Annotated in this window: 15 protein-coding genes and 1 pseudogene; 12 read left to right on the top strand and 4 right to left on the bottom strand. The window is 58.3% G+C overall.

Going from position 1 to position 18,964, the window contains the following annotated elements:
* Positions 1 to 59: 59 nt before the first annotated feature.
* Complete coding sequence (locus AC3ZVB_RS06175; RefSeq protein ID WP_162437427.1) at positions 60 to 1,979, top strand: ATP-binding cassette domain-containing protein; 1,920 nt, start codon at positions 60 to 62, stop codon at positions 1,977 to 1,979.
* Positions 1,980 to 2,019: 40 nt separating this feature from the next.
* Here the strand turns inward: AC3ZVB_RS06175 and AC3ZVB_RS06170 are convergent.
* Positions 2,020 to 2,130 (bottom strand): annotated as a pseudogene (locus tag AC3ZVB_RS06170) (outer membrane lipoprotein carrier protein LolA); the annotation flags it as partial.
* A gap of 34 nt (positions 2,131 to 2,164) precedes the next feature.
* A complete protein-coding gene (locus tag AC3ZVB_RS06165) occupies positions 2,165 to 2,605 on the bottom strand; it encodes a universal stress protein (protein ID WP_162437426.1) in 441 nt (146 codons plus the stop codon).
* A 119-nt stretch (positions 2,606 to 2,724) separates the two neighbouring features.
* On the opposite strand from AC3ZVB_RS06165, the gene AC3ZVB_RS06160 reads away from it, so the two are divergent.
* The 7 genes from AC3ZVB_RS06160 (at position 2,725) to AC3ZVB_RS06130 (ending at position 11,307) form a co-directional block, all read left to right on the top strand.
* Positions 2,725 to 3,162, top strand: a complete 438-nt coding sequence (locus AC3ZVB_RS06160) for a hypothetical protein (RefSeq protein WP_490146064.1) — start codon at positions 2,725 to 2,727, stop codon at positions 3,160 to 3,162.
* 704 nt (positions 3,163 to 3,866) lie between these two features.
* Entirely contained in the window at positions 3,867 to 6,014 is a 2,148-nt protein-coding gene (gene fadB / locus AC3ZVB_RS06155) for a fatty acid oxidation complex subunit alpha FadB (RefSeq protein WP_490146063.1), read from the top strand.
* A 32-nt stretch (positions 6,015 to 6,046) separates the two neighbouring features.
* Complete coding sequence (fadA, locus tag AC3ZVB_RS06150; RefSeq protein WP_162437423.1) at positions 6,047 to 7,222, top strand: acetyl-CoA C-acyltransferase FadA; 1,176 nt, start codon at positions 6,047 to 6,049, stop codon at positions 7,220 to 7,222.
* Positions 7,223 to 7,320: 98 nt separating this feature from the next.
* Positions 7,321 to 7,557: a DUF1653 domain-containing protein gene (locus AC3ZVB_RS06145; protein ID WP_162437422.1), complete on the top strand. Its 237-nt coding sequence runs from the start codon at positions 7,321 to 7,323 to the stop codon at positions 7,555 to 7,557.
* A gap of 114 nt (positions 7,558 to 7,671) precedes the next feature.
* Positions 7,672 to 10,302 carry a type I DNA topoisomerase gene (gene topA, locus AC3ZVB_RS06140; RefSeq protein WP_490146062.1) on the top strand — a complete coding sequence of 877 codons (2,631 nt, stop codon included), beginning with the start codon at positions 7,672 to 7,674 and terminating at the stop codon, positions 10,300 to 10,302.
* Between the two features lie 141 nt (positions 10,303 to 10,443).
* Entirely contained in the window at positions 10,444 to 10,968 is a 525-nt protein-coding gene (locus AC3ZVB_RS06135; RefSeq protein ID WP_490146061.1) for a DUF6586 family protein, read from the top strand.
* A gap of 105 nt (positions 10,969 to 11,073) precedes the next feature.
* Positions 11,074 to 11,307, top strand: coding sequence for a hypothetical protein (locus AC3ZVB_RS06130; protein WP_162437460.1), 234 nt, complete (start codon positions 11,074 to 11,076; stop codon positions 11,305 to 11,307).
* Positions 11,308 to 11,394: 87 nt separating this feature from the next.
* Here the strand turns inward: AC3ZVB_RS06130 and sulA are convergent, their stop codons facing one another.
* Both sulA and lexA read right to left on the bottom strand, forming a co-directional pair.
* Complete coding sequence (gene sulA, locus AC3ZVB_RS06125; protein WP_162437419.1) at positions 11,395 to 11,868, bottom strand: SOS-induced cell division inhibitor SulA; 474 nt, start codon at positions 11,866 to 11,868, stop codon at positions 11,395 to 11,397.
* A gap of 10 nt (positions 11,869 to 11,878) precedes the next feature.
* On the bottom strand, positions 11,879 to 12,487 hold the full coding sequence (gene lexA, locus AC3ZVB_RS06120) for a transcriptional repressor LexA (protein ID WP_046026989.1): 609 nt from the start codon (positions 12,485 to 12,487) through the stop codon (positions 11,879 to 11,881).
* A 230-nt stretch (positions 12,488 to 12,717) separates the two neighbouring features.
* Between lexA and AC3ZVB_RS06115 the strand changes: the two genes are divergently transcribed.
* The 4 genes from AC3ZVB_RS06115 to AC3ZVB_RS06100 all read left to right on the top strand — a co-directional run bounded on the left by AC3ZVB_RS06115 (position 12,718) and on the right by AC3ZVB_RS06100 (position 18,693).
* Positions 12,718 to 13,425 carry a TetR/AcrR family transcriptional regulator gene (locus AC3ZVB_RS06115; RefSeq protein ID WP_162437418.1) on the top strand — a complete coding sequence of 236 codons (708 nt, stop codon included), beginning with the start codon at positions 12,718 to 12,720 and terminating at the stop codon, positions 13,423 to 13,425.
* 158 nt (positions 13,426 to 13,583) lie between these two features.
* A complete protein-coding gene (gene nagZ, locus AC3ZVB_RS06110) occupies positions 13,584 to 14,594 on the top strand; it encodes a beta-N-acetylhexosaminidase (protein ID WP_490146060.1) in 1,011 nt (336 codons plus the stop codon).
* A gap of 12 nt (positions 14,595 to 14,606) precedes the next feature.
* Positions 14,607 to 15,353: an S-methyl-5'-thioinosine phosphorylase gene (locus AC3ZVB_RS06105; RefSeq protein WP_490146059.1), complete on the top strand. Its 747-nt coding sequence runs from the start codon at positions 14,607 to 14,609 to the stop codon at positions 15,351 to 15,353.
* Between the two features lie 40 nt (positions 15,354 to 15,393).
* Entirely contained in the window at positions 15,394 to 18,693 is a 3,300-nt protein-coding gene (locus tag AC3ZVB_RS06100; protein WP_490146058.1) for a DEAD/DEAH box helicase, read from the top strand.
* Positions 18,694 to 18,964: the final 271 nt, after the last annotated feature.

Genomic DNA, 18,964 nt, shown 5'->3' with positions numbered 1-18,964 from the left:
TGCCGGCCTTTTGAAGCCTCAAGTCAGGTAGAATGCGCGCCCGGTTTTTGGAGAAGCTCATGACCCTGCTCAAATTCAGCGATGTGTCCCTTGCTTTCGGCGCTATGCCGTTGTTGGACAAGGTGTCCTGGCAGATCGCCCGTGGTGAGCGGGTGTGCATCATCGGCCGCAACGGCACTGGCAAGTCCAGCATGATGAAGCTCGTCAAGGGCGACCAGAAGCCCGATGAAGGCTCTGTCTGGCGTGCACCCGGCCTCAAGATTGGCGAATTGCCGCAAGAATTGCCGGTAGCCGACGAGCGGACCGTGTTCGACGTGGTGGCTGAAGGCCTGGACGGTGTTGGCGAGCTGCTCGCGCAGTATCACCACCTGAGCCAGAACATCGTCACCGACGCCGATCTGGACAAACTGATGCACGTCCAGCACGACCTCGAAGCCCGAGACGGCTGGCGCTTGCAGCAACTGGTCGACAGCACCTTGAGCCGTCTGCAGTTGCCGGCCGACAAGACCCTCTCGCAATTGTCCGGCGGCTGGCGTCGTCGCGTCCTGCTGGCCCAGGCCCTGGTTTCCGAACCGGACCTGTTGCTGCTCGACGAGCCAACCAACCACCTGGACATCGGTGCGATTGCCTGGCTTGAAGAAGCGCTGAAGGATTTCCAGGGCGCCGTGCTGTTCATCACGCACGACCGTTCTTTCCTGCAGAACCTCGCCACGCGCATCCTCGAACTGGATCGCGGCGGCCTGATCGACTGGAACGGCGACTACGCCAGCTTCCTCGTGCACAAAGAGGCCTCGCTGGCCGCTGAAGAAACCGCCAACGCGCTGTTCGACAAAAAGCTGGCCCAAGAAGAAGTCTGGATCCGCCAGGGCATCAAGGCCCGTCGCACCCGTAACGAAGGCCGTGTGCGCGCCTTGAAAGCCTTGCGCGTTGAGCGCAGTGAGCGTCGTGAGCGTACCGGCAAGGCCAACATTCAGCTGGACACCGCTGACAAGTCCGGCAAGCAGGTGATGGTCCTCGAGAACGTGAGTTTCGCTCACCCGGGTGGTCCGTTCCTGATCAAGGATTTCTCGATGGTCCTGACGCGCGGCGACCGTATCGGTCTGCTCGGCGCCAACGGTACCGGCAAGACCACGTTGCTGAAGCTGATGCTCAGTGGCCTGCAGCCAACCAGCGGCACAGTGGAAGAAGGGACGCGCATCGACGTGGCCTACTTTGACCAGTTGCGCCACCAGTTGGACCTGGAAAAAACCGTGATCGACAACGTCGCCGAAGGTCGAGATTTCATCGATATCGATGGCCAGAGCCGTCACGTGTTGAGCTACCTCGGCGACTTCCTGTTCAGCCCGCAGCGTGCCCGCACGCCGGTCAAGGCGCTGTCGGGTGGTGAGCGTGCGCGTCTGTTGCTGGCGAAACTGTTCAGCAAGCCGGCGAACCTGCTGGTCCTCGACGAACCGACCAACGACCTCGATGTGGAAACACTCGAGTTGCTGGAAGAGGTCTTGCTGACCTTCAACGGCACCGTGCTGATGGTCAGTCACGACCGGGCATTCCTCGACAACGTGGTCACCAGCACCCTGGTCTTCGAAGGTGAAGGCAAGGTTCGTGAATACGTCGGTGGTTATCAGGACTGGCTGCGTCAGGGCGGCTCGCCGCGCCTGTTGGGCGTAACAGAGAGCAAGTCCGGCAAGGCCGATCTGACCTCGGCAGTGGTGACGGCCGAAGCGGCACCCGTTGCTGCTGCAGCCGAAGCACCTGTAGCGAAGAAAAAGCTCAGCTACAAGTTGCAGCGCGAGCTGGAAATGTTGCCGGCGCAGATCGAAGCCATGGAAAAGCAGATTGCGGCGGTTGAAGCGCAGATGGCGGACCCTGCTTTCTATCAGCGTCCAGCGACGGAAACAGCTGCCGTGATCGCTCAGCTGGAGCAGTTACAGGCTGAACTCGACGTGATGGTCGAGCGTTGGGCTGAGCTGGATGCCTGATTGATCCTGTAATAAAAAAGCCCGGCGTTCAGAGATGAGCGCCGGGCTTTTCGTATGCAACACAATCCATCTCTGTAGGAGCGAGCTTGCTCGCGATGAACCGGAGAGCGCCGCGGGGTGTCAGGCACCCCGCTTTATCGTTGACGACCATCGCGAGCAAGCTCGCTCCTACAGAGGTCCGTGTTTCAGCTTTTGTTTTGCAGGCGCACCGCAAGTACGTCACAAGGCGCACCGTGCAGCACGTCATTGGCAGTGGAACCCAGCAGCAATGCCAGGCCGTGCCGGCCGTGACTGCCCACTACGATCAGGTCGCAGGTTTGTTCCTTGGCCAGGTGGTGAATCTCCTGGCGCGGCTGGCCGTAGGTCAGGTGGCTGTATTCCTTGGAAAGCTCAGGGTACTTCACGATCAACCGATCCAGGCGCTCGCGGGCCTGATCAAACTGCTGTTGCTGCAGTTGTGACAGGTCCATCGGCACGTCGCCACCAAAGGCCATGGCCATGGGTTCGACGATATGCACCAGGGACAATTTGGCACCATTGCTGACCGACAGTTCGCGAGCGCGATGGATTACAGGATCGCACTCTTCGGTTAGATCTACAGCGACCAGAATATGGTTGTAGGGCATGAGGTGCTCCTCCTGAGGATTGCAATATTGGTAAGTATGGCTGGTTTCAAGCGCAGTGGTTCCAAAGTGGCCCGGTGCGCTCATTTAAAAGCGGTGCGTGTAAAAAGGGGTGTACTGATATGACGGTCTGGATAGTGGTGTCAATCCTGTTAGTGGTTTTGAGTCCATTGGCATGGTTGCGACCCTCCCGTGGTCAGAGCGGTCGCATGGCCCTTCGCATGGAAGCCCGACGCATTGGATTGGCCATGCAACTGGCGCCGCAGGAGTGGCCACACTGGCTGAGCCAGGAGCCGCCCAGTCCGTGCGCGCAATATCATCGTCCACGGCGCGGCAAGCAGCCAGCGTGCTGGATTTACTGGCAAAAAGCGCCGGGTGTCTGGGTGAATCAGTGGCAGGAGGTCTGCGAGGATCAGGTGCTGCTGAATTATTTCGAAAAATTGCCAGCCAACGTTTACAAGGTCGAAGCCGACAAGCAGATGATCGCTTTGTATTGGGGCGAGAAGGGCGAGGCAACCGTCCTCCAGCAAATCGATGCAACCCTCAAAGCACTCGCTTGAACACCGTCGAAATACCTGAACCACTGGAACCTGTAGCAGCTGCCGAGCCTGCGAGGCTGCGTCCGGCTGCGCAGCAGCCGTAAGATCTGTAGATTCGGTAGAACTGACACACCGCAGTGCCTGGTTTTACGACTGCTGCGCAGCCGGACGCAGCCTCGCAGGCTCGGCAGCTGCTTCAGGGTGTCCGGGTGTGGTTCTGTTGGGAGTTTTCTACGGGCAATAAAAAGCCCGACATCAACATCGGGCCGGGTTGGCCAGGCAGGCCGGAAAACGGTGTGGGCTGATCTTACGCCGGGCATTCGCCAATGCGTTGATATTTTTTCTTCCACGTCCCGCCAGCGTAGCCTTTTAAACAAAGGCTGCTGCGAATTAGGGCGACTTTTCTAACTATTGATCCTATGAATGGCTTCGCATGCACCCGCGTGTTGAAGATCTTCGCGTCACGGAAATGACCGCAAAGTCGAGTTTCAACCCGTATTTTGGGCGATTGACAATTGTCTGAAATTCCGTGAAGGTGACGTACCCAAATCAAACGGGCGTATGAATTGAGCGTTTGCATTGCAGATCGCTCCTACAGAATCCCGACTATCGCGTTGGCGGGTGTGTCGGGTGGATTGGCGTAGCATTGACGATGATCGTCCTGCCCAGCCATCCGCCTGCGTCCGACGTGTACTGTTCAGCTTCCATATCGTGGAGATCAGTTGATGATTTACGAAGGTAAAGCCATCACGGTTAAGGCTCTTGAAAGTGGCATCGTCGAACTGAAGTTCGACCTCAAGGGTGAGTCCGTCAACAAGTTCAACCGTCTAACCCTGAACGAACTGCGTCAGGCCGTAGACACCATCAAGGCAGATGCTTCGATCAAGGGTGTGATCGTCAGCAGCGGCAAGGACGTTTTCATCGTCGGCGCCGACATCACCGAATTTGTCGAGAACTTCAAGCTGCCTGATGCAGAGCTTGTTGCTGGCAACCTCGAAGCCAACAAGATTTTCAGCGATTTCGAAGACCTCAACGTCCCGACTGTGGCCGCGATCAACGGCATCGCACTGGGTGGCGGTCTGGAAATGTGCCTGGCGGCGGACTACCGCGTCATGTCCACCAAGGCCAAGATCGGTCTGCCGGAAGTCAAACTGGGCATCTACCCGGGCTTTGGCGGTACTGTGCGTCTGCCGCGTCTGATCGGTGCCGATAATGCCATCGAGTGGATTGCCGCCGGCAAGGAAAACCGTCCTGAAGACGCGCTGAAAGTCGGCGCCGTGGACGCAGTGGTTGCCCCTGAGAAGCTGCAGGAAGCTGCCCTGGAACTGATCAAGCGCGCCATCTCCGGTGAGTTTGACTACAAGGCCAAACGTCAACCGAAGCTTGAGAAACTCAAGCTGAACGCGATTGAACAAATGATGGCTTTCGAAACCGCCAAAGGTTTCGTGGCCGGTCAGGCTGGCCCGAACTACCCGGCGCCGGTCGAAGCGATCAAAACGATCCAGAAAGCCGCGAACTTCGGTCGCGACAAGGCACTGGAAGTCGAAGCGGCTGGCTTCGTCAAACTGGCCAAGACCTCTGCTGCGCAGAGCTTGATCGGTCTGTTCCTGAACGATCAGGAACTGAAGAAAAAGGCCAAGGCCTACGACGAAATCGCCAAAGACGTGAAGCAGGCTGCCGTATTGGGCGCCGGCATCATGGGTGGCGGTATCGCTTATCAGTCGGCTTCCAAAGGTACGCCGATCCTGATGAAGGACATCAACGAGCACGGCATCGAGCAAGGTCTGGCTGAAGCCGCCAAGCTGCTGGTGAGCCGCGTTGACAAGGGTCGTATGACCGCTGCGAAAATGGCTGAAGTCCTTAACGGCATTCGTCCTACCCTGTCCTACGGTGATTTCGGTCACGTGGATCTGGTGGTTGAAGCGGTCGTCGAGAACCCTAAGGTCAAGCAGGCTGTTCTGGCTGAAGTCGAAGACAAGGTCAAAGAGGACACCATCCTCGCGTCCAACACCTCGACCATTTCCATCACCTTGCTGGCCAAAGCCCTCAAGCGTCCGGAAAACTTCGTCGGCATGCACTTCTTCAACCCGGTGCACATGATGCCGCTGGTTGAAGTGATTCGTGGCGAGAAGTCCAGCGAGCTGGCCGTTGCCACCACCGTTGCCTACGCCAAGAAAATGGGCAAGAACCCGATCGTCGTCAACGACTGCCCGGGCTTCCTGGTCAACCGCGTTCTGTTCCCGTACTTCGGCGGTTTCGCCAAGCTGGTCAGCGCCGGTGTGGACTTCGTGCGTATCGACAAGGTCATGGAAAAATTCGGCTGGCCGATGGGCCCGGCCTACCTGATGGACGTGGTCGGCATCGACACCGGTCACCACGGTCGTGACGTGATGGCTGAAGGTTTCCCGGACCGCATGAAAGACGACCGCCGTTCGGCGATCGACGTCCTCTACGAAGCCAAGCGCCTGGGCCAGAAGAATGGCAAGGGCTTCTACGCCTACGAGACCGACAAGAAGGGCAAGCAGAAGAAAGTCGCCGACTCGTCGGTACTGGAAGTGCTCAAGCCGATCGTTTACGAGCAACGCGAAGTCACTGACGAAGACATCATCAACTGGATGATGATCCCGCTGTGCCTGGAAACCGTGCGTTGCCTGGAAGACGGCATTGTCGAAACCGCTGCCGAAGCCGACATGGGTCTGGTCTACGGTATTGGCTTCCCTCCATTCCGTGGCGGTGCGCTGCGCTACATCGATTCGGTCGGTGTTGCAGAGTTCGTTGCCCTGGCTGACCAGTACGCTGATTTGGGCGCGCTGTACCACCCGACCGCAAAACTGCGTGAAATGGCCAAAACCGGCCAACGGTTCTTCGGTTAAGCGTCCCAACTTTTGAGCGAGAGTGAAATTTTATGAGCTTGAATCCAAGAGACGTCGTGATTGTCGACTTCGGTCGTACTCCGATGGGCCGCTCCAAGGGCGGCATGCACCGCAACACCCGCGCCGAAGATATGTCGGCGCACCTGATCAGCAAATTGCTGGAACGCAACGTCAAAGTTGACCCGAGCGAAGTCGAAGACGTGATCTGGGGCTGCGTAAACCAGACCCTGGAGCAGGGCTGGAACATTGCCCGCATGGCGTCCCTGATGACGCAGATCCCGCACACTGCCGCCGGCCAGACCGTCAGCCGTCTGTGTGGCTCGTCGATGAGCGCGCTGCACACTGCCGCACAAGCGATCATGACCGGCAACGGTGACGTGTTCGTGGTCGGCGGCGTCGAGCACATGGGCCACGTGAGCATGATGCACGGTGTCGATCCGAACCCGCACATGTCCCTGTACGCGGCGAAAGCCTCGGGCATGATGGGCCTGACCGCTGAAATGCTGGGCAAGATGCACGGCATCACTCGCGAACAGCAGGACGCTTTCGGCGTGCGTTCCCATCAGCTCGCTCACAAGGCGACCGTGGAAGGCAAGTTCAAAGACGAAATCATCCCGATGCAGGGCTATGACGAGAACGGTTTCCTGAAACTGTTCGACTACGACGAAACCATTCGTCCGGAAACCACCCTGGAAAGCCTGGCGGCTCTCAAGCCTGCTTTCAACCCTAAGGGCGGCACCGTGACAGCCGGTACTTCGTCGCAGATCACCGACGGTGCCTCGTGCATGATCGTGATGTCGGCGCAGCGTGCTCAAGACCTGGGCATCCAGCCTTTGGCCGTGATTCGCTCGATGGCAGTGGCAGGTGTGGACCCGGCAATCATGGGCTATGGTCCAGTACCGGCTACACAGAAAGCGCTGAAACGCGCGGGTCTGGGCATTAACGATATCGACTTCTTCGAGCTCAACGAAGCTTTCGCCGCACAGGCCCTGCCAGTGCTGAAAGATTTGAAAGTGCTCGACAAGATGAACGAGAAGGTTAACCTGCACGGCGGCGCGATCGCCCTGGGTCACCCGTTCGGTTGCTCCGGTGCGCGTATCTCCGGCACTCTGCTGAACGTGATGAAGCAAAATGGCGGCAACCTGGGTGTTGCTACCATGTGCATTGGTCTCGGCCAAGGCATCTCCACCGTCTTCGAACGCGTTTAAGCATTTCGTTGATGGAAGCCGGGGCCAAGTGCCCCGGTTTTTGTTTTTCTGAATTTTTTTTATTTTATTTTTGAAAAGATTTGTGCGAGGGCCAAACCATGTCGATATCACCTGGGCTCTACCAGCATTACAAAGGTCCGCAGTACCGCGTATTCAGCATTGCGCGGCATTCGGAAACCGAAGAAGAAGTGGTCTTCTACCAAGCCCTGTATGGCGATTACGGCTTTTGGGTGCGTCCCTTGAGCATGTTCCTGGAGTCGGTCGAGGTTGACGGCGAACAGGTGCCACGCTTTGCTTTGGTGCAAGCCGAACCGAGCGTTTTTTCCAAGCCATAAGCTGAGTGCGCGCCGAACCCTGCGCTTGACCTCATCTTGTAGCCACTATATATAGCGGTGCCGCGTCAGGCGCCAACCGCCTTTCACTTCTAGAATTCAGGAATTTTCTGATCCATGGGCAAATCGCTGGTCATTGTGGAATCCCCGGCTAAGGCCAAGACCATCAACAAGTATCTGGGTAACCAATACGTGGTGAAGTCGAGTATCGGCCATATCCGAGACCTGCCCACCAGCGGTTCGGCTAGCGCCAGCAAAGAGCCAGCCGCCAAGCGCGGCAAGGCCGCCGCGGGTGAAGGTCCGGTGCTCACGCCGAAAGAGAAGTCGCGCAAGCAACTGGTCTCGCGCATGGGCGTCGATCCCGAACATGGCTGGAAAGCCAAGTACGAGATCCTTCCAGGCAAGGAAAAGGTCATCGAAGAGCTGCGCCGGCTCGCCAAAGATGCTGACACCATCTATCTCGCAACCGACTTGGATCGCGAGGGGGAAGCCATTGCCTGGCACCTGCGCGAAGCCATCGGTGGTGATGACAGCCGCTACAAGCGCGTGGTGTTCAACGAAATTACCAAGAAGGCGATTCAGGAAGCCTTCTCCAAGCCGGGCGAGCTGGACATCGACCGTGTAAACGCCCAGCAGGCGCGTCGTTTCCTCGATCGCGTCGTGGGTTACATGGTTTCGCCGCTGCTCTGGGCGAAGATCGCCCGTGGCTTGTCTGCCGGTCGTGTGCAATCGGTGGCCGTCAAGCTGGTGGTTGAGCGTGAGCGCGAGATTCGGGCGTTCAATCCGGAAGAATACTGGGAAATCCACGCTGACCTCGGCACCGCCAAGGGCGCGACCGTGCGCTTCGACGTGGCCCGCGAGAAAGGCGAAGCCTTCAAGCCGCTCAACGAAACCCAGGCCATGGCCGCGCTGGAGAAGCTCAAGGCGTCCAGCTACAGCATCGCCAAGCGTGAAGACAAGCCGACCAGCAGCAAGCCGTCCGCACCGTTTATCACCTCGACCCTGCAGCAGGCTGCGAGCAACCGCCTGGGCTTCGGCGTGAAGAAAACCATGATGATGGCCCAGCGTTTGTACGAAGCCGGCTACATCACTTACATGCGTACCGACTCCACCAACCTCTCGGCCGATGCCGTGACGATGGCGCGTACCTATATCGAGAGCGAGTTCGGCAAGAAGTACCTGCCGGAAAATCCGAACGTCTACAGCAGCAAGGAAGGCGCACAAGAGGCTCACGAAGCGATTCGTCCCTCCGACGCCAACACCGAGCCAAGCAAGCTGTCGGGCATGGAGCGTGATGCAGAGCGGCTTTACGAGCTGATCTGGCGCCAGTTCCTCGCTTGCCAGATGCTGCCAGCCCAATACCTGTCGACCACGGTCACCGTGGGTGCAGGCGACTTCGAGCTGCGCGCCAAGGGCCGCATCCTGAAGTTCGACGGTTACACCCGCGTCATGCCGCAAATCGCCAAGCCAGGCGACGACGATGTGTTGCCGGACATGGCTCAGGGCGATGCGATGAAGCTGATCAAGCTTGATCCGACCCAGCACTTCACCAAGCCGCCGGCGCGTTACTCGGAAGCGAGCCTGGTTAAAGAAATGGAAAAGCGCGGTATCGGTCGTCCTTCGACTTATGCGGCAATCATTTCGACCATCCAGGACCGTGGCTACGTTGCGCTGCATAACCGTCGTTTCTACTCGGAAAAGATGGGTGACATTGTCACCGAGCGTCTGTCCGAGAGCTTCTCGAACCTGATGGACTACGGCTTCACCGCCGGCATGGAAGAGAACCTCGACGACGTGGCCCAGGGCGAACGCGACTGGAAAAACGTGCTGGACGAGTTCTACGGTGACTTCAAGAAGAAACTCGAAGTCGCTGAAAGCGCCGAAGGCGGGATGCGCGCCAACCAGCCGGTGATGACTGACATTCCATGCGTGGTGTGCGGTCGTCCGATGCAGATTCGTACGGCATCGACCGGTGTGTTCCTCGGCTGCTCGGGTTACAGCCTGCCGCCGAAAGAGCGCTGCAAGGCCACTGTCAATCTGGTGCCGGGCGATGAAATCGCCGCGGACGACGAGGGTGAGTCGGAGTCGCTGGTACTGCGTGGCAAGCATCGCTGCCCGATCTGCAGTACGGCGATGGACGCTTACCTGCTCGACGAGAAGCGCAAGTTGCACATCTGCGGTAACAACCCGGATTGCGATGGCTACGAGATCGAGGAGGGCACTTACCGCATCAAGGGCTACGAAGGTCCGAGCCTGGAATGCGACAAGTGCGGCAGCGAGATGCAACTCAAGACCGGCCGTTTCGGCAAGTTCTTCGGTTGCACCAACGCGACGTGCAAGAACACCCGTAAGCTGCTGAAAAGCGGTGATGCGGCGCCGCCGAAGATGGATCCGGTGAAGATGCCTGAGCTGAAATGCGAAAAGGTCAACGACACCTATATCTTGCGCGACGGTGCGTCCGGCCTGTTCCTGGCGGCCAGCCAGTTCCCGAAAAACCGCGAGACCCGTGCTCCGCTGGTGATGGAAATTGTCCCGCACAAGGACGAGATCGATCCTAAGTATCACTTCCTGTGTGAAGCGCCGCAGAAGGATCCGGACGGCTTGCCGGCAGTGATTCGTTACAGCCGCAAAACCAAGGAGCAATACGTTCAGACAGAAGTCGACGGCAAGCCGACTGGCTGGAAAGCGTATTACGACGGCGGCAAGTGGACTGTGGAAGACAAGCGTCCGGCTAAGGTCAAGGCTTGATCAGGAGCTGATGTAAAAAAGCCGCATGAGAACCTTCGGGATTTCATGCGGTTTTTTTTGATTCGCTTGCCGCAGGCCGGGTGTATCCACGACACTGTCTGACCTGCGTGAAGCAATTATTTCGTTGTGGAGGCTGCCGTCATGGCCCACGAGCTCTATACCCGTACCAATCAGAAAATCTGTTTCGCCGGCCTGTCGCTGGAAGCGTTGGCCAAAGCCGAAGAGGGGCGGGCAATGAACTCCCTGGCGCTGATTCAGGCCGGGCGCGAATCGGCGTTGTTTCACCTGTACGGGGCGTTGTTGGGGCTATGCCACGAAATCGCCGGCTTCTATCGTTTGCCACAGGCTAATGCGCCACGCGCGGAAATGTTGCTGACTCGCGAAGTGCTTGAAGCAATCGCGATTCCTGAAATGGCCGAGATGGTCGAGCTGGCTCAAAATCCGGAAACCTGGTTGGCCAGACTACTAGCCGCCCATGCCGCTTTGTTTCAACCGCCTCGTGCTCCGCACAAGCCCAAGGGCGATGTCACGCAGCCACTGATTCTGGCGGTTAACCTGGATGAAGAAGAGGCGCCGCAAGAGCTGAGCCGAGCTGAGCTCGAGAGCTGGCGTCAGAACCTGAAAGGTCTGGCGATCCGTTTTCGTGAGGGTTTGAACGAGTGCTGATTGCCGTGGGTCCGGCGCGCAATTAACAGTGCTGCTGGTCAAGATCCCGAGCGAAGCATGACCGATGCCTATATAATCCCCGCCTTTCGTGGAGAACAGACTTTTATGCCAACGTCCTTTCTAGAAATTGTCGAGTTACCAGACGGCCGTATCGAGCTGCGCAGGGCCGAGGACGAGGGTTCTCTGGTTACTTTGGATTTCTCCGAGGATGCCAAAGCCTTTCTGCAAGGCCAACACGTGGAAGTCGCCAAGGCGATGTTGAGCGTCGGTGTTCAGATGGCCGGGCGCATGGTTGAAGGCGAATTCGAGAAAGATGACGGGTCGCGGGTTCTGCACTGATCCCGCCCGTCGGTTTCCTGTCCTTCAATTCGGCTTCTCTATTCTTGGAGAAGCCCCGCGCAGTTTCGGGCGCGTAGCTTTTCTCGCTTAACCCAATCGAATGTTCAGGCTTTGTGCGTCCCCGATGCGGGCAGCGCTGATCAACTGTTGCCGTTGGGGTGTATTCAACGGGTTGATCCAGCTGACAACGGTGTGGCTGCGACCCAGTCGAAGCGCTTCACAGGTCAGTTGTTGAGCGCTCTGGGTGCCACGGGGTTGCAGCAGCAGGATGCGTTCGCGATTGAGTCCGGCGTCCCGCAACCAGGCTTGGGTCAGGCTGGCGGGCGGGGCGATCAGGGTCAGCCAGCGTGCATCCTGATCCTGGCTCAGTTCCCTGAGGATCGGCGCGAGAAGGTTGAGGCAGTTCCCGGCCGCACCACGCAACGACAACTCACTGAAGACTTCCGGCTCGGCGCTCCAGGGCGACTCGACCACGTCCTTCAGAATCGGTGCCAACGGTTGCACCATGAACGCCTCGAACAACGGCAGTTGGGCTTGCTGTGATGTGTGTGGGAACTGCATAAAGCCTCCTTTAGCGGCGAATAACGCCAACACTCAAGCCTTCGATCACCAGTTCCTGATCTTTCAGGTTGACTTCGATAGGGGCGAATTCAGGGTTTTCGGCAATCAGCCAGACTTTGCTGCCATCTCGCTTGAAGCGCTTGACGGTCACTTCGTCGCCGATCCGGGCGACCACGATCTGGCCGTTGCGGGCTTCGCGGGTGGTGTGGACCGCCAGCAAGTCACCGTCGAAAATACCGACGTCCTTCATGCTCATGCCATGCACGCGCAGCAGGTAATCGGCGCGCGGATGGAAGAAGGCAGGGTTGATGTTGCAGGACTCTTCGATGTGCTGCTGGGCCAGGATCGGCGCACCGGCAGCAACCCGGCCAATGATCGGCAGGGTGGAGTCGTCCGCCTTGGCTTCGAAGCCGGGGATACGAATACCCCGTGAAGCGCCGGGCGTCATTTCGATTGCACCCTTGCGGGCCAGCGCCTTGAGGTGCTCTTCCGCCGCATTGGGGGATTTGAAACCCAGTTCCTGAGCGATTTCCGCACGGGTCGGCGGGTAGCCGTTGTCTTCGAGGCAGCGTTTGATGAAGGCCAGAATCTCTGCTTGGCGTGGCGTCAGCTTTAGCATATTGATCGCTCTGTCTTTTTATACAGTGACTGGGATTATATACAGTGAAACGGTCTTGGCAATGCCCCTTTTTTTCAGCTGCCGCTGGACGGTCGGTTTACCCTCTGATTGAAGCTTTGCCGTTGTATGGTTAAATAGCTGACTGACCATTCCCAAAACGAACCGACAGGCTTGACAATACATAGTCTGAAACGTATGTTTCAAACAAGTGTTTGTCAGGCGGAGTAGCCATGGCCCAGTCGGAAACCGTTGAACGCATTCTTGATGCAGCCGAGCAGTTGTTCGCGGAAAAAGGTTTCGCTGAAACCTCATTGCGTCTGATCACCAGCAAGGCCGGTGTCAATCTGGCAGCGGTGAACTATCACTTCGGGTCAAAGAAGGCGCTGATTCAAGCCGTCTTCTCGCGGTTCCTCGGGCCGTTCTGCCTGAGCCTCGATAAAGAGCTGGAGCGACGCCAGGCCAAGCCTGAGAACAAGCCCACGCTTGAAGAGCTGCTGGAAATCCTCGTCGAGCAAGCCCTTGTGGTGCAGCCACGCAGCGGCAACGATCTCTCCATCTTCATGCGCTTACTCGGCTTGGCCTTCAGTCAAAGCCAGGGCCACTTGCGTCGTTATCTGGAAGACATGTACGGCAAGGTGTTCCGCCGCTACATGACGCTGGTAAACGAAGCCGCGCCGCGCATCCCGCCGATCGAACTGTTCTGGCGCGTGCACTTCATGCTCGGTGCCGCCGCGTTCAGCATGTCGGGCATTAAAGCGTTGCGCGCGATTGCCGAGACCGACTTCGGCGTTAATACGTCCATTGAGCAGGTCATGCGTCTGATGGTTCCGTTCCTGGCCGCTGGCATGCGTGCCGAAACCGGGGTCACTGACACCGCCATGGCCACTGCGCAACTGCGTCCGCGCAGTAAATCGACGCCGGTTGCCGCCAAGGTTTAACCGCGCACGGGTGGGCGCGGCAGCTGACATCCGCTAAGCTAGCCGCCCATGCCCACTCCCGTTCTGAACCCGCTCCCCATTGATACCGCCGACCTGCCGGGCCTTGCCCATGGCGGCGCGTTCGCGCGAGCCGGATTTACTGTTATCAAGGAATCTCTATGACTGCTGGCCTGCAAGGCTCGTTGATGGTGGACGTCGCCGGTACCTGGTTGACGGCTGAAGATCGCCAGTTGCTGCGCCAACCTGAAGTGGGTGGCCTGATCATTTTCGCCCGCAACATCGAGCACCCTCGTCAGGTCCGCGAGCTGAGTGCGGCAATCCGCGCCATCCGCCCCGACCTGTTGCTGGCGGTGGACCAGGAAGGTGGGCGCGTGCAACGGCTGCGTCAGGGCTTCGTGCGATTGCCAGCGATGCGCGCCATTGCCGACAACCCGAACGCCGAATACCTGGCCGAGCAGTGCGGCTGGATCATGGCCACCGAAGTGCTCGCCGTTGGCCTTGACCTGAGTTTCGCCCCGGTGCTGGACCTGGATTACCAGCGCAGCGCCGTCGTGGGCACCCGTTCGTTTGAAGGTGATCCGGAGCGCGCTGCGCTGCTCGCCGGCGCCTTTATTCGCGGGATGAACAGCGCCGGTATGGCCGCCACCGGGAAACACTTCCCCGGCCATGGTTGGGCCGAAGCGGATTCCCACGTCGCCATCCCTAACGATGAGCGCAGCCTTGACGAAATCCGCGCCAACGATCTGGTGCCATTCGCCAAATTGAGCAAGCAACTGGCAGCAGTCATGCCGGCTCACGTGATTTACCCGCAAGTCGATTCCCAGCCCGCCGGTTTCTCTCGGCGCTGGTTGCAGGATATTTTGCGCGGCGAGCTGCAATTTGATGGCGTGATCTTCAGCGATGACCTGTCCATGGCCGGTGCCCACGTGGTCGGCGACGCGGCGAGCAGAATTGAAGCCGCACTGACCGCCGGATGCGACATGGGTCTGGTGTGCAACGATCGCGCCGCCGCCGAACTTGCCCTGACTGCCGCGCAACGCTTGAAGGTCAAACCTTCGCCGCGGATTGCGCGGATGCGTGGCCAATCCCATGCCAACTCTGAACACCGTCAAAACCCGCGCTGGCTGGCAGCGGTCGGCGCGCTCAAAGAGGCTCAACTGATCGAGTGAGGACGTTTCGCTATGACGGTTTACGCAATTATCGGTGGTACCGGACTGAGTCAACTTGAAGGCCTGAGCATTCGTCAGTCACTGGCCGTGGACACGCCCTACGGCGCACCCTCGGCCGAGGTGCAGATCGGCGAGTACGCAGGCAAGGACGTGTTGTTTCTGGCCCGTCATGGCCATCCTCATCGCTTGCCCCCGCATAAGGTGAATTACCGTGCAAACCTCTGGGCGCTGAAACAGGCGGGAGCCGAAGCCATTCTTGCGGTCAATGCAGTGGGCGGGATTCATGGCTCGATGGCCACGGGCCATTTCTGCGTGCCGCATCAGTTGATCGACTACACGAGCGGTCGCGAACACACCTATTTCGCCGATGATCTGGAACAGGTCACGCACATCGACTTCAGCTCTCCCTACAGTGAAACGTTGCGTCAGCAATTGATTGCGGCGTTGGCGGCTGAAGGTGTCGACCACAGCAGTCAAGGTGTGTACGCCTGCACTCAGGGGCCGCGCCTGGAAACAATCGCCGAAATTGCAAAGCTTGCGCGTGATGGCTGCGATATCGTCGGAATGACCGGCATGCCGGAAGCGGCATTGGCTCGGGAGCTGGATCTGGATTACGCCTGTCTCGCACTGGTGGTGAACCCGGCAGCGGGGAAGTCGGCGGCGGTAATCAGCATGGCCGATATCGAGCAGGCATTGCGGGACGGGATGGGGAAGGTTCAGTCGACGTTGGCGCGGGTGCTTAAAGGTCAGGCGGTTTGATGTCCGTTACCGTTCAGTCATATTCAGAAGCGTTGATTTAATGTCGGCCATTATCGAGCAAATTCAGCACATTCCGTGGGAAGAAGAATTCAGTCATCGCGCGCTGGATAAAGCGCGCCGGTATGCCCATGAAGGTCGGCTTCACATCGTCGACCTTGATGATGTGTCGGTCAGCGCCAATTGCAGAGGTTCCCAGGGTCATGTTTACCAGCAGTCCATCGAGCTGCTGGAACTGCCGAATGGTGCATTTGCGCTGCATTGCTCCTGCACTTGTCCTGTAGGGGTCGATTGCAAGCATTGCGCGACAGTGATTTACCACTTGCAGACGCTCGCCGTCGATGCGCCCGACAGCACTGCGCCTGTTCGCCTGAACCGTGAGCTGGAGCGTTGGCTCGATGGTATTCCCGATGATGATCGCGACGGGGTCACTAAAGGCACCGGCACTTGTTGGGTGTACAAGCTCAAGGCGACGTCGACCTCGGGCAAGTGGCTGCTGGAAATCTGCAAGGCTCGTCAGCTGAGCGATGGACGATTGCAGGACATTCAGTCGGTGATCTCGCTGTCAGACGCTCTCATGCGAGAGTTTGCCTATCTCACCGAGCTGGACCTGCGAATCGCCAGGTTGCTGGTCGCCATCCATTCATACCATGCTCATTACAGCGGTTACCCGCTGCAAGGCGGCAGCGGGGCCGAAGTGCTCCAGTTGGCGCTGAAAACCAATCGGTTGTTCCTCGATTTCGAACAATTGCAGCCTTTGAGCTTAGGTATGAGCAGGCCGGCGCAGTTCGCCTGGGCCGAACAAGCCAACGGCAGTTTCCGGCCTCAATGGGGCAGTGAAGACGTCCCGGAAGAGACGATCCTGGCCCTGGAACCGTTGTATTACCTGGACCGCGAGCGGATGCAGGTCGGGCCGCTTGAAACCGGGTTTGATGCAAAACTGGCGTGCCATCTGTCCTTGGCTCCCGCGATCCCTGGTCGACAAGCCGCGCAGTTCAGTCATCGAATGGGCGCAGCAACGAAGATCGCACCGCCGCCGCGGGTATTGACCGACAGTTTCATTGATGACGTTGAGCCCCAGCCTGTACTGACGCTTGCCTCGACCAGGCGTTATATAAAGTGGAAGTACGAACCCGAGCATCGCGCTGCCCTGGCGTTCACTTACAACGGTCACTTGGCGACGGGCAAAAAGTCTTCCGAAGTGCTGATTCTGTCCGGCACCGAAACCCAGCATATTCAACGCAAGCCCGCCGCGGAAAAAGCCTTGCGCCAGGCCTTGCAGAGACATGGCTTGAAAAAAGCCTCCCGCAAGAGTGATGCCTTGCCCGACAGTGCGGGTGAGATGTTCGATCTGCCAGACGAATCGGCGTGGCTTGCCTTTGTGCAAAACGGCGTTCCTGCGCTCAAAGATGCCAATTGGCAGATCAGCATCACCGACAGCTTTCATTTCAATTTACAGCCAGTAGATGAATGGTATGCCGATGTCGAAGAGTCTCCCGGGCGCGAGTGGTTCGATCTTCAGTTAGGCATCGTCGTCAATGGTGAGCGGCACAGTTTGCTGCCTATCCTGCTGCAGCTGTTGCGCACACAACCGCAGTTGATGGAACCGGGTAATCTGGCCTTGCGTGACGATGATGATCAGGTGCTGATCGATCTCAATAGTGGGCAATTCGGTGCCAAACCTGGCATCAAGGTCGCACTGTCCCTCGGGCGGATCAAGCCGTTGATGGCGACGCTCAGCGAGTTGTATTTGGGTGTGAACAGTGGTCATTCCCTGCGCTTGAATGGCCCTGATGCGGCACGCTTGAGCGCGCTTGATGGCCTGCCGTTGGTGTGGCAAGGCGGTGAGCGGTTACGCAGTTTCGCGAAACGTTTGCGCGACTCCACTCAAAGCAACGTTGCTGCTCCAGCAGGCCTGAATGCAGTACTGCGGCCCTATCAGCTCGAAGGCTTGAACTGGTTGCAGACGCTTCGAGAGCTCGAAGTCGGCGGCATCCTCGGCGACGACATGGGGCTGGGAAAGACCCTGCAAACCCTGGCTCACTTGCTCTTGGAGAAACAGGCAGGCCGCCTCGACCTGCCCGCGCTGGCGGTGATGCCGACCAGCCTCATTCCCAACTGGCTCGATGAAGCGGCACGCTTTACCCCGCAACTGAAAGTCCTGGCGTTGCATGGCTCTTCCCGCCAAAAGAATTTTGCCCGTCTTGCCGAGTACGATCTGGTCTTGACCACGTATGCGTTGTTACCACGTGATCTGGAGATTTTGCAGCCGCAACTCTGGAGCGTGCTGATTCTCGATGAGGCGCAGAACATCAAGAACCCGATCAGCAAAGCGGCTCAGGCGGCCCGGGATCTGAGCGCCCGGCAGCGCGTGTGTCTATCAGGCACCCCGTTGGAAAACCACCTCGGCGAACTCTGGTCGCTGTTTCACTTTCTGTTGCCCGGCTGGCTTGGCGACAGCAAGACGTTCAATCGCGACTACCGCACACCGATTGAGAAACATGGCAACAGCGAACGGATGCAGCACCTGAGCTCCCGGATAAAACCCTTCCTGCTACGGCGCAAGAAGGAACAGGTCGCCACGGAGTTACCGCCCAAGAGCGAGATTGTGCATTGGGTTGAGCTCAGCGATGGACAACGTGACGTGTATGAAACCGTGCGCGTGGCGATGGACAAAAAAGTACGCGACGAAATCACCCGCAATGGCGTTGCGCGCAGTCAGATCATTATCCTCGACGCGTTACTCAAGTTGCGTCAGGTGTGTTGCGATTTGCGGTTAGTCAAAATGTCGCTGACTGCGAAAGCGCTAAAGGCAGGTAGCGGCAAGCTGAATGGCTTGATGGAAATGCTCGAAGAGTTACTCACGGAAGGTCGCAAGATTCTGTTGTTCTCGCAGTTCACTTCGATGCTCGCATTGATAGAAGAAGAGTTGCAGCAGCGAGGAATTGGTTTCTCGTTGTTGACCGGGGATACGACGGATCGGCGTACTCCCGTCAAAGACTTCCAGAGCGGCAAGGTGCCGTTGTTTCTGATCAGTTTGAAAGCGGGTGGCACAGGTCTGAACCTTACAGCGGCCGACACCGTGATCCACTTTGATCCGTGGTGGAACCCTGCTGTTGAAAACCAGGCGACCGACCGTGCTTACAGAATCGGGCAAGATAAGCCGGTGTTCGTCTACAAGATGATTGCCCGGGGTACGGTGGAGGAGAAGATCCAGGCGTTGCAGCAGGAGAAGGCAGCTTTAGCCGGTGCGATACTTGAGGGGGGAACAAGCGGCGGGTGGAAGCTCGAGCAGAGTGACATTGAAGCGCTGTTTGCTCCGCTGCCCACTCTCGATTCATGAGAGCAGTTCGCTTGAGTAATGGCCCCATCGCGGCATAGGTGTCTACACATCCGTCGTAGCACACACCGGAATTGTGGCGAGGGAGTTTACTCCCGCTGGGCTGCATAGCAGCCCTGAAACAGGTCGCGAAGTTTTTTCTGAAGGACCGAAGCCGCCCTATTGGGGCCGCTGCGCGACTCAGCGGGAGTAAACTCCCTCGCCACGGGGTTTGGTGGCTCCTGAAAGAGGTGTATATGCCTATGCCCATCGCGGGCAAGTCACGCTCCCACAG

The sequence above is a fragment of the Pseudomonas sp. MDV22-iso1 genome (assembly GCF_058145095.1).
This window is presented reverse-complemented; position numbering and strand designations above follow the sequence as displayed.

Coding starts and splice junctions, on each gene's coding strand:
- AC3ZVB_RS06135 (WP_490146061.1), top strand. CDS start 10,444: ATGGCCCACGAGCTCTATACCCGTACCAATCAGAAAATCTGTTTCGCC.
- lexA (WP_046026989.1), bottom strand. CDS start 12,487: ATGCTAAAGCTGACGCCACGCCAAGCAGAGATTCTGGCCTTCATCAAA.
- AC3ZVB_RS06160 (WP_490146064.1), top strand. CDS start 2,725: ATGACGGTCTGGATAGTGGTGTCAATCCTGTTAGTGGTTTTGAGTCCA.
- topA (WP_490146062.1), top strand. CDS start 7,672: ATGGGCAAATCGCTGGTCATTGTGGAATCCCCGGCTAAGGCCAAGACC.
- nagZ (WP_490146060.1), top strand. CDS start 13,584: ATGACTGCTGGCCTGCAAGGCTCGTTGATGGTGGACGTCGCCGGTACC.
- AC3ZVB_RS06165 (WP_162437426.1), bottom strand. CDS start 2,605: ATGCCCTACAACCATATTCTGGTCGCTGTAGATCTAACCGAAGAGTGC.
- AC3ZVB_RS06105 (WP_490146059.1), top strand. CDS start 14,607: ATGACGGTTTACGCAATTATCGGTGGTACCGGACTGAGTCAACTTGAA.
- fadA (WP_162437423.1), top strand. CDS start 6,047: ATGAGCTTGAATCCAAGAGACGTCGTGATTGTCGACTTCGGTCGTACT.
- AC3ZVB_RS06145 (WP_162437422.1), top strand. CDS start 7,321: ATGTCGATATCACCTGGGCTCTACCAGCATTACAAAGGTCCGCAGTAC.
- AC3ZVB_RS06100 (WP_490146058.1), top strand. CDS start 15,394: ATGTCGGCCATTATCGAGCAAATTCAGCACATTCCGTGGGAAGAAGAA.
- fadB (WP_490146063.1), top strand. CDS start 3,867: ATGATTTACGAAGGTAAAGCCATCACGGTTAAGGCTCTTGAAAGTGGC.
- AC3ZVB_RS06115 (WP_162437418.1), top strand. CDS start 12,718: ATGGCCCAGTCGGAAACCGTTGAACGCATTCTTGATGCAGCCGAGCAG.
- AC3ZVB_RS06130 (WP_162437460.1), top strand. CDS start 11,074: ATGCCAACGTCCTTTCTAGAAATTGTCGAGTTACCAGACGGCCGTATC.
- AC3ZVB_RS06175 (WP_162437427.1), top strand. CDS start 60: ATGACCCTGCTCAAATTCAGCGATGTGTCCCTTGCTTTCGGCGCTATG.
- sulA (WP_162437419.1), bottom strand. CDS start 11,868: ATGCAGTTCCCACACACATCACAGCAAGCCCAACTGCCGTTGTTCGAG.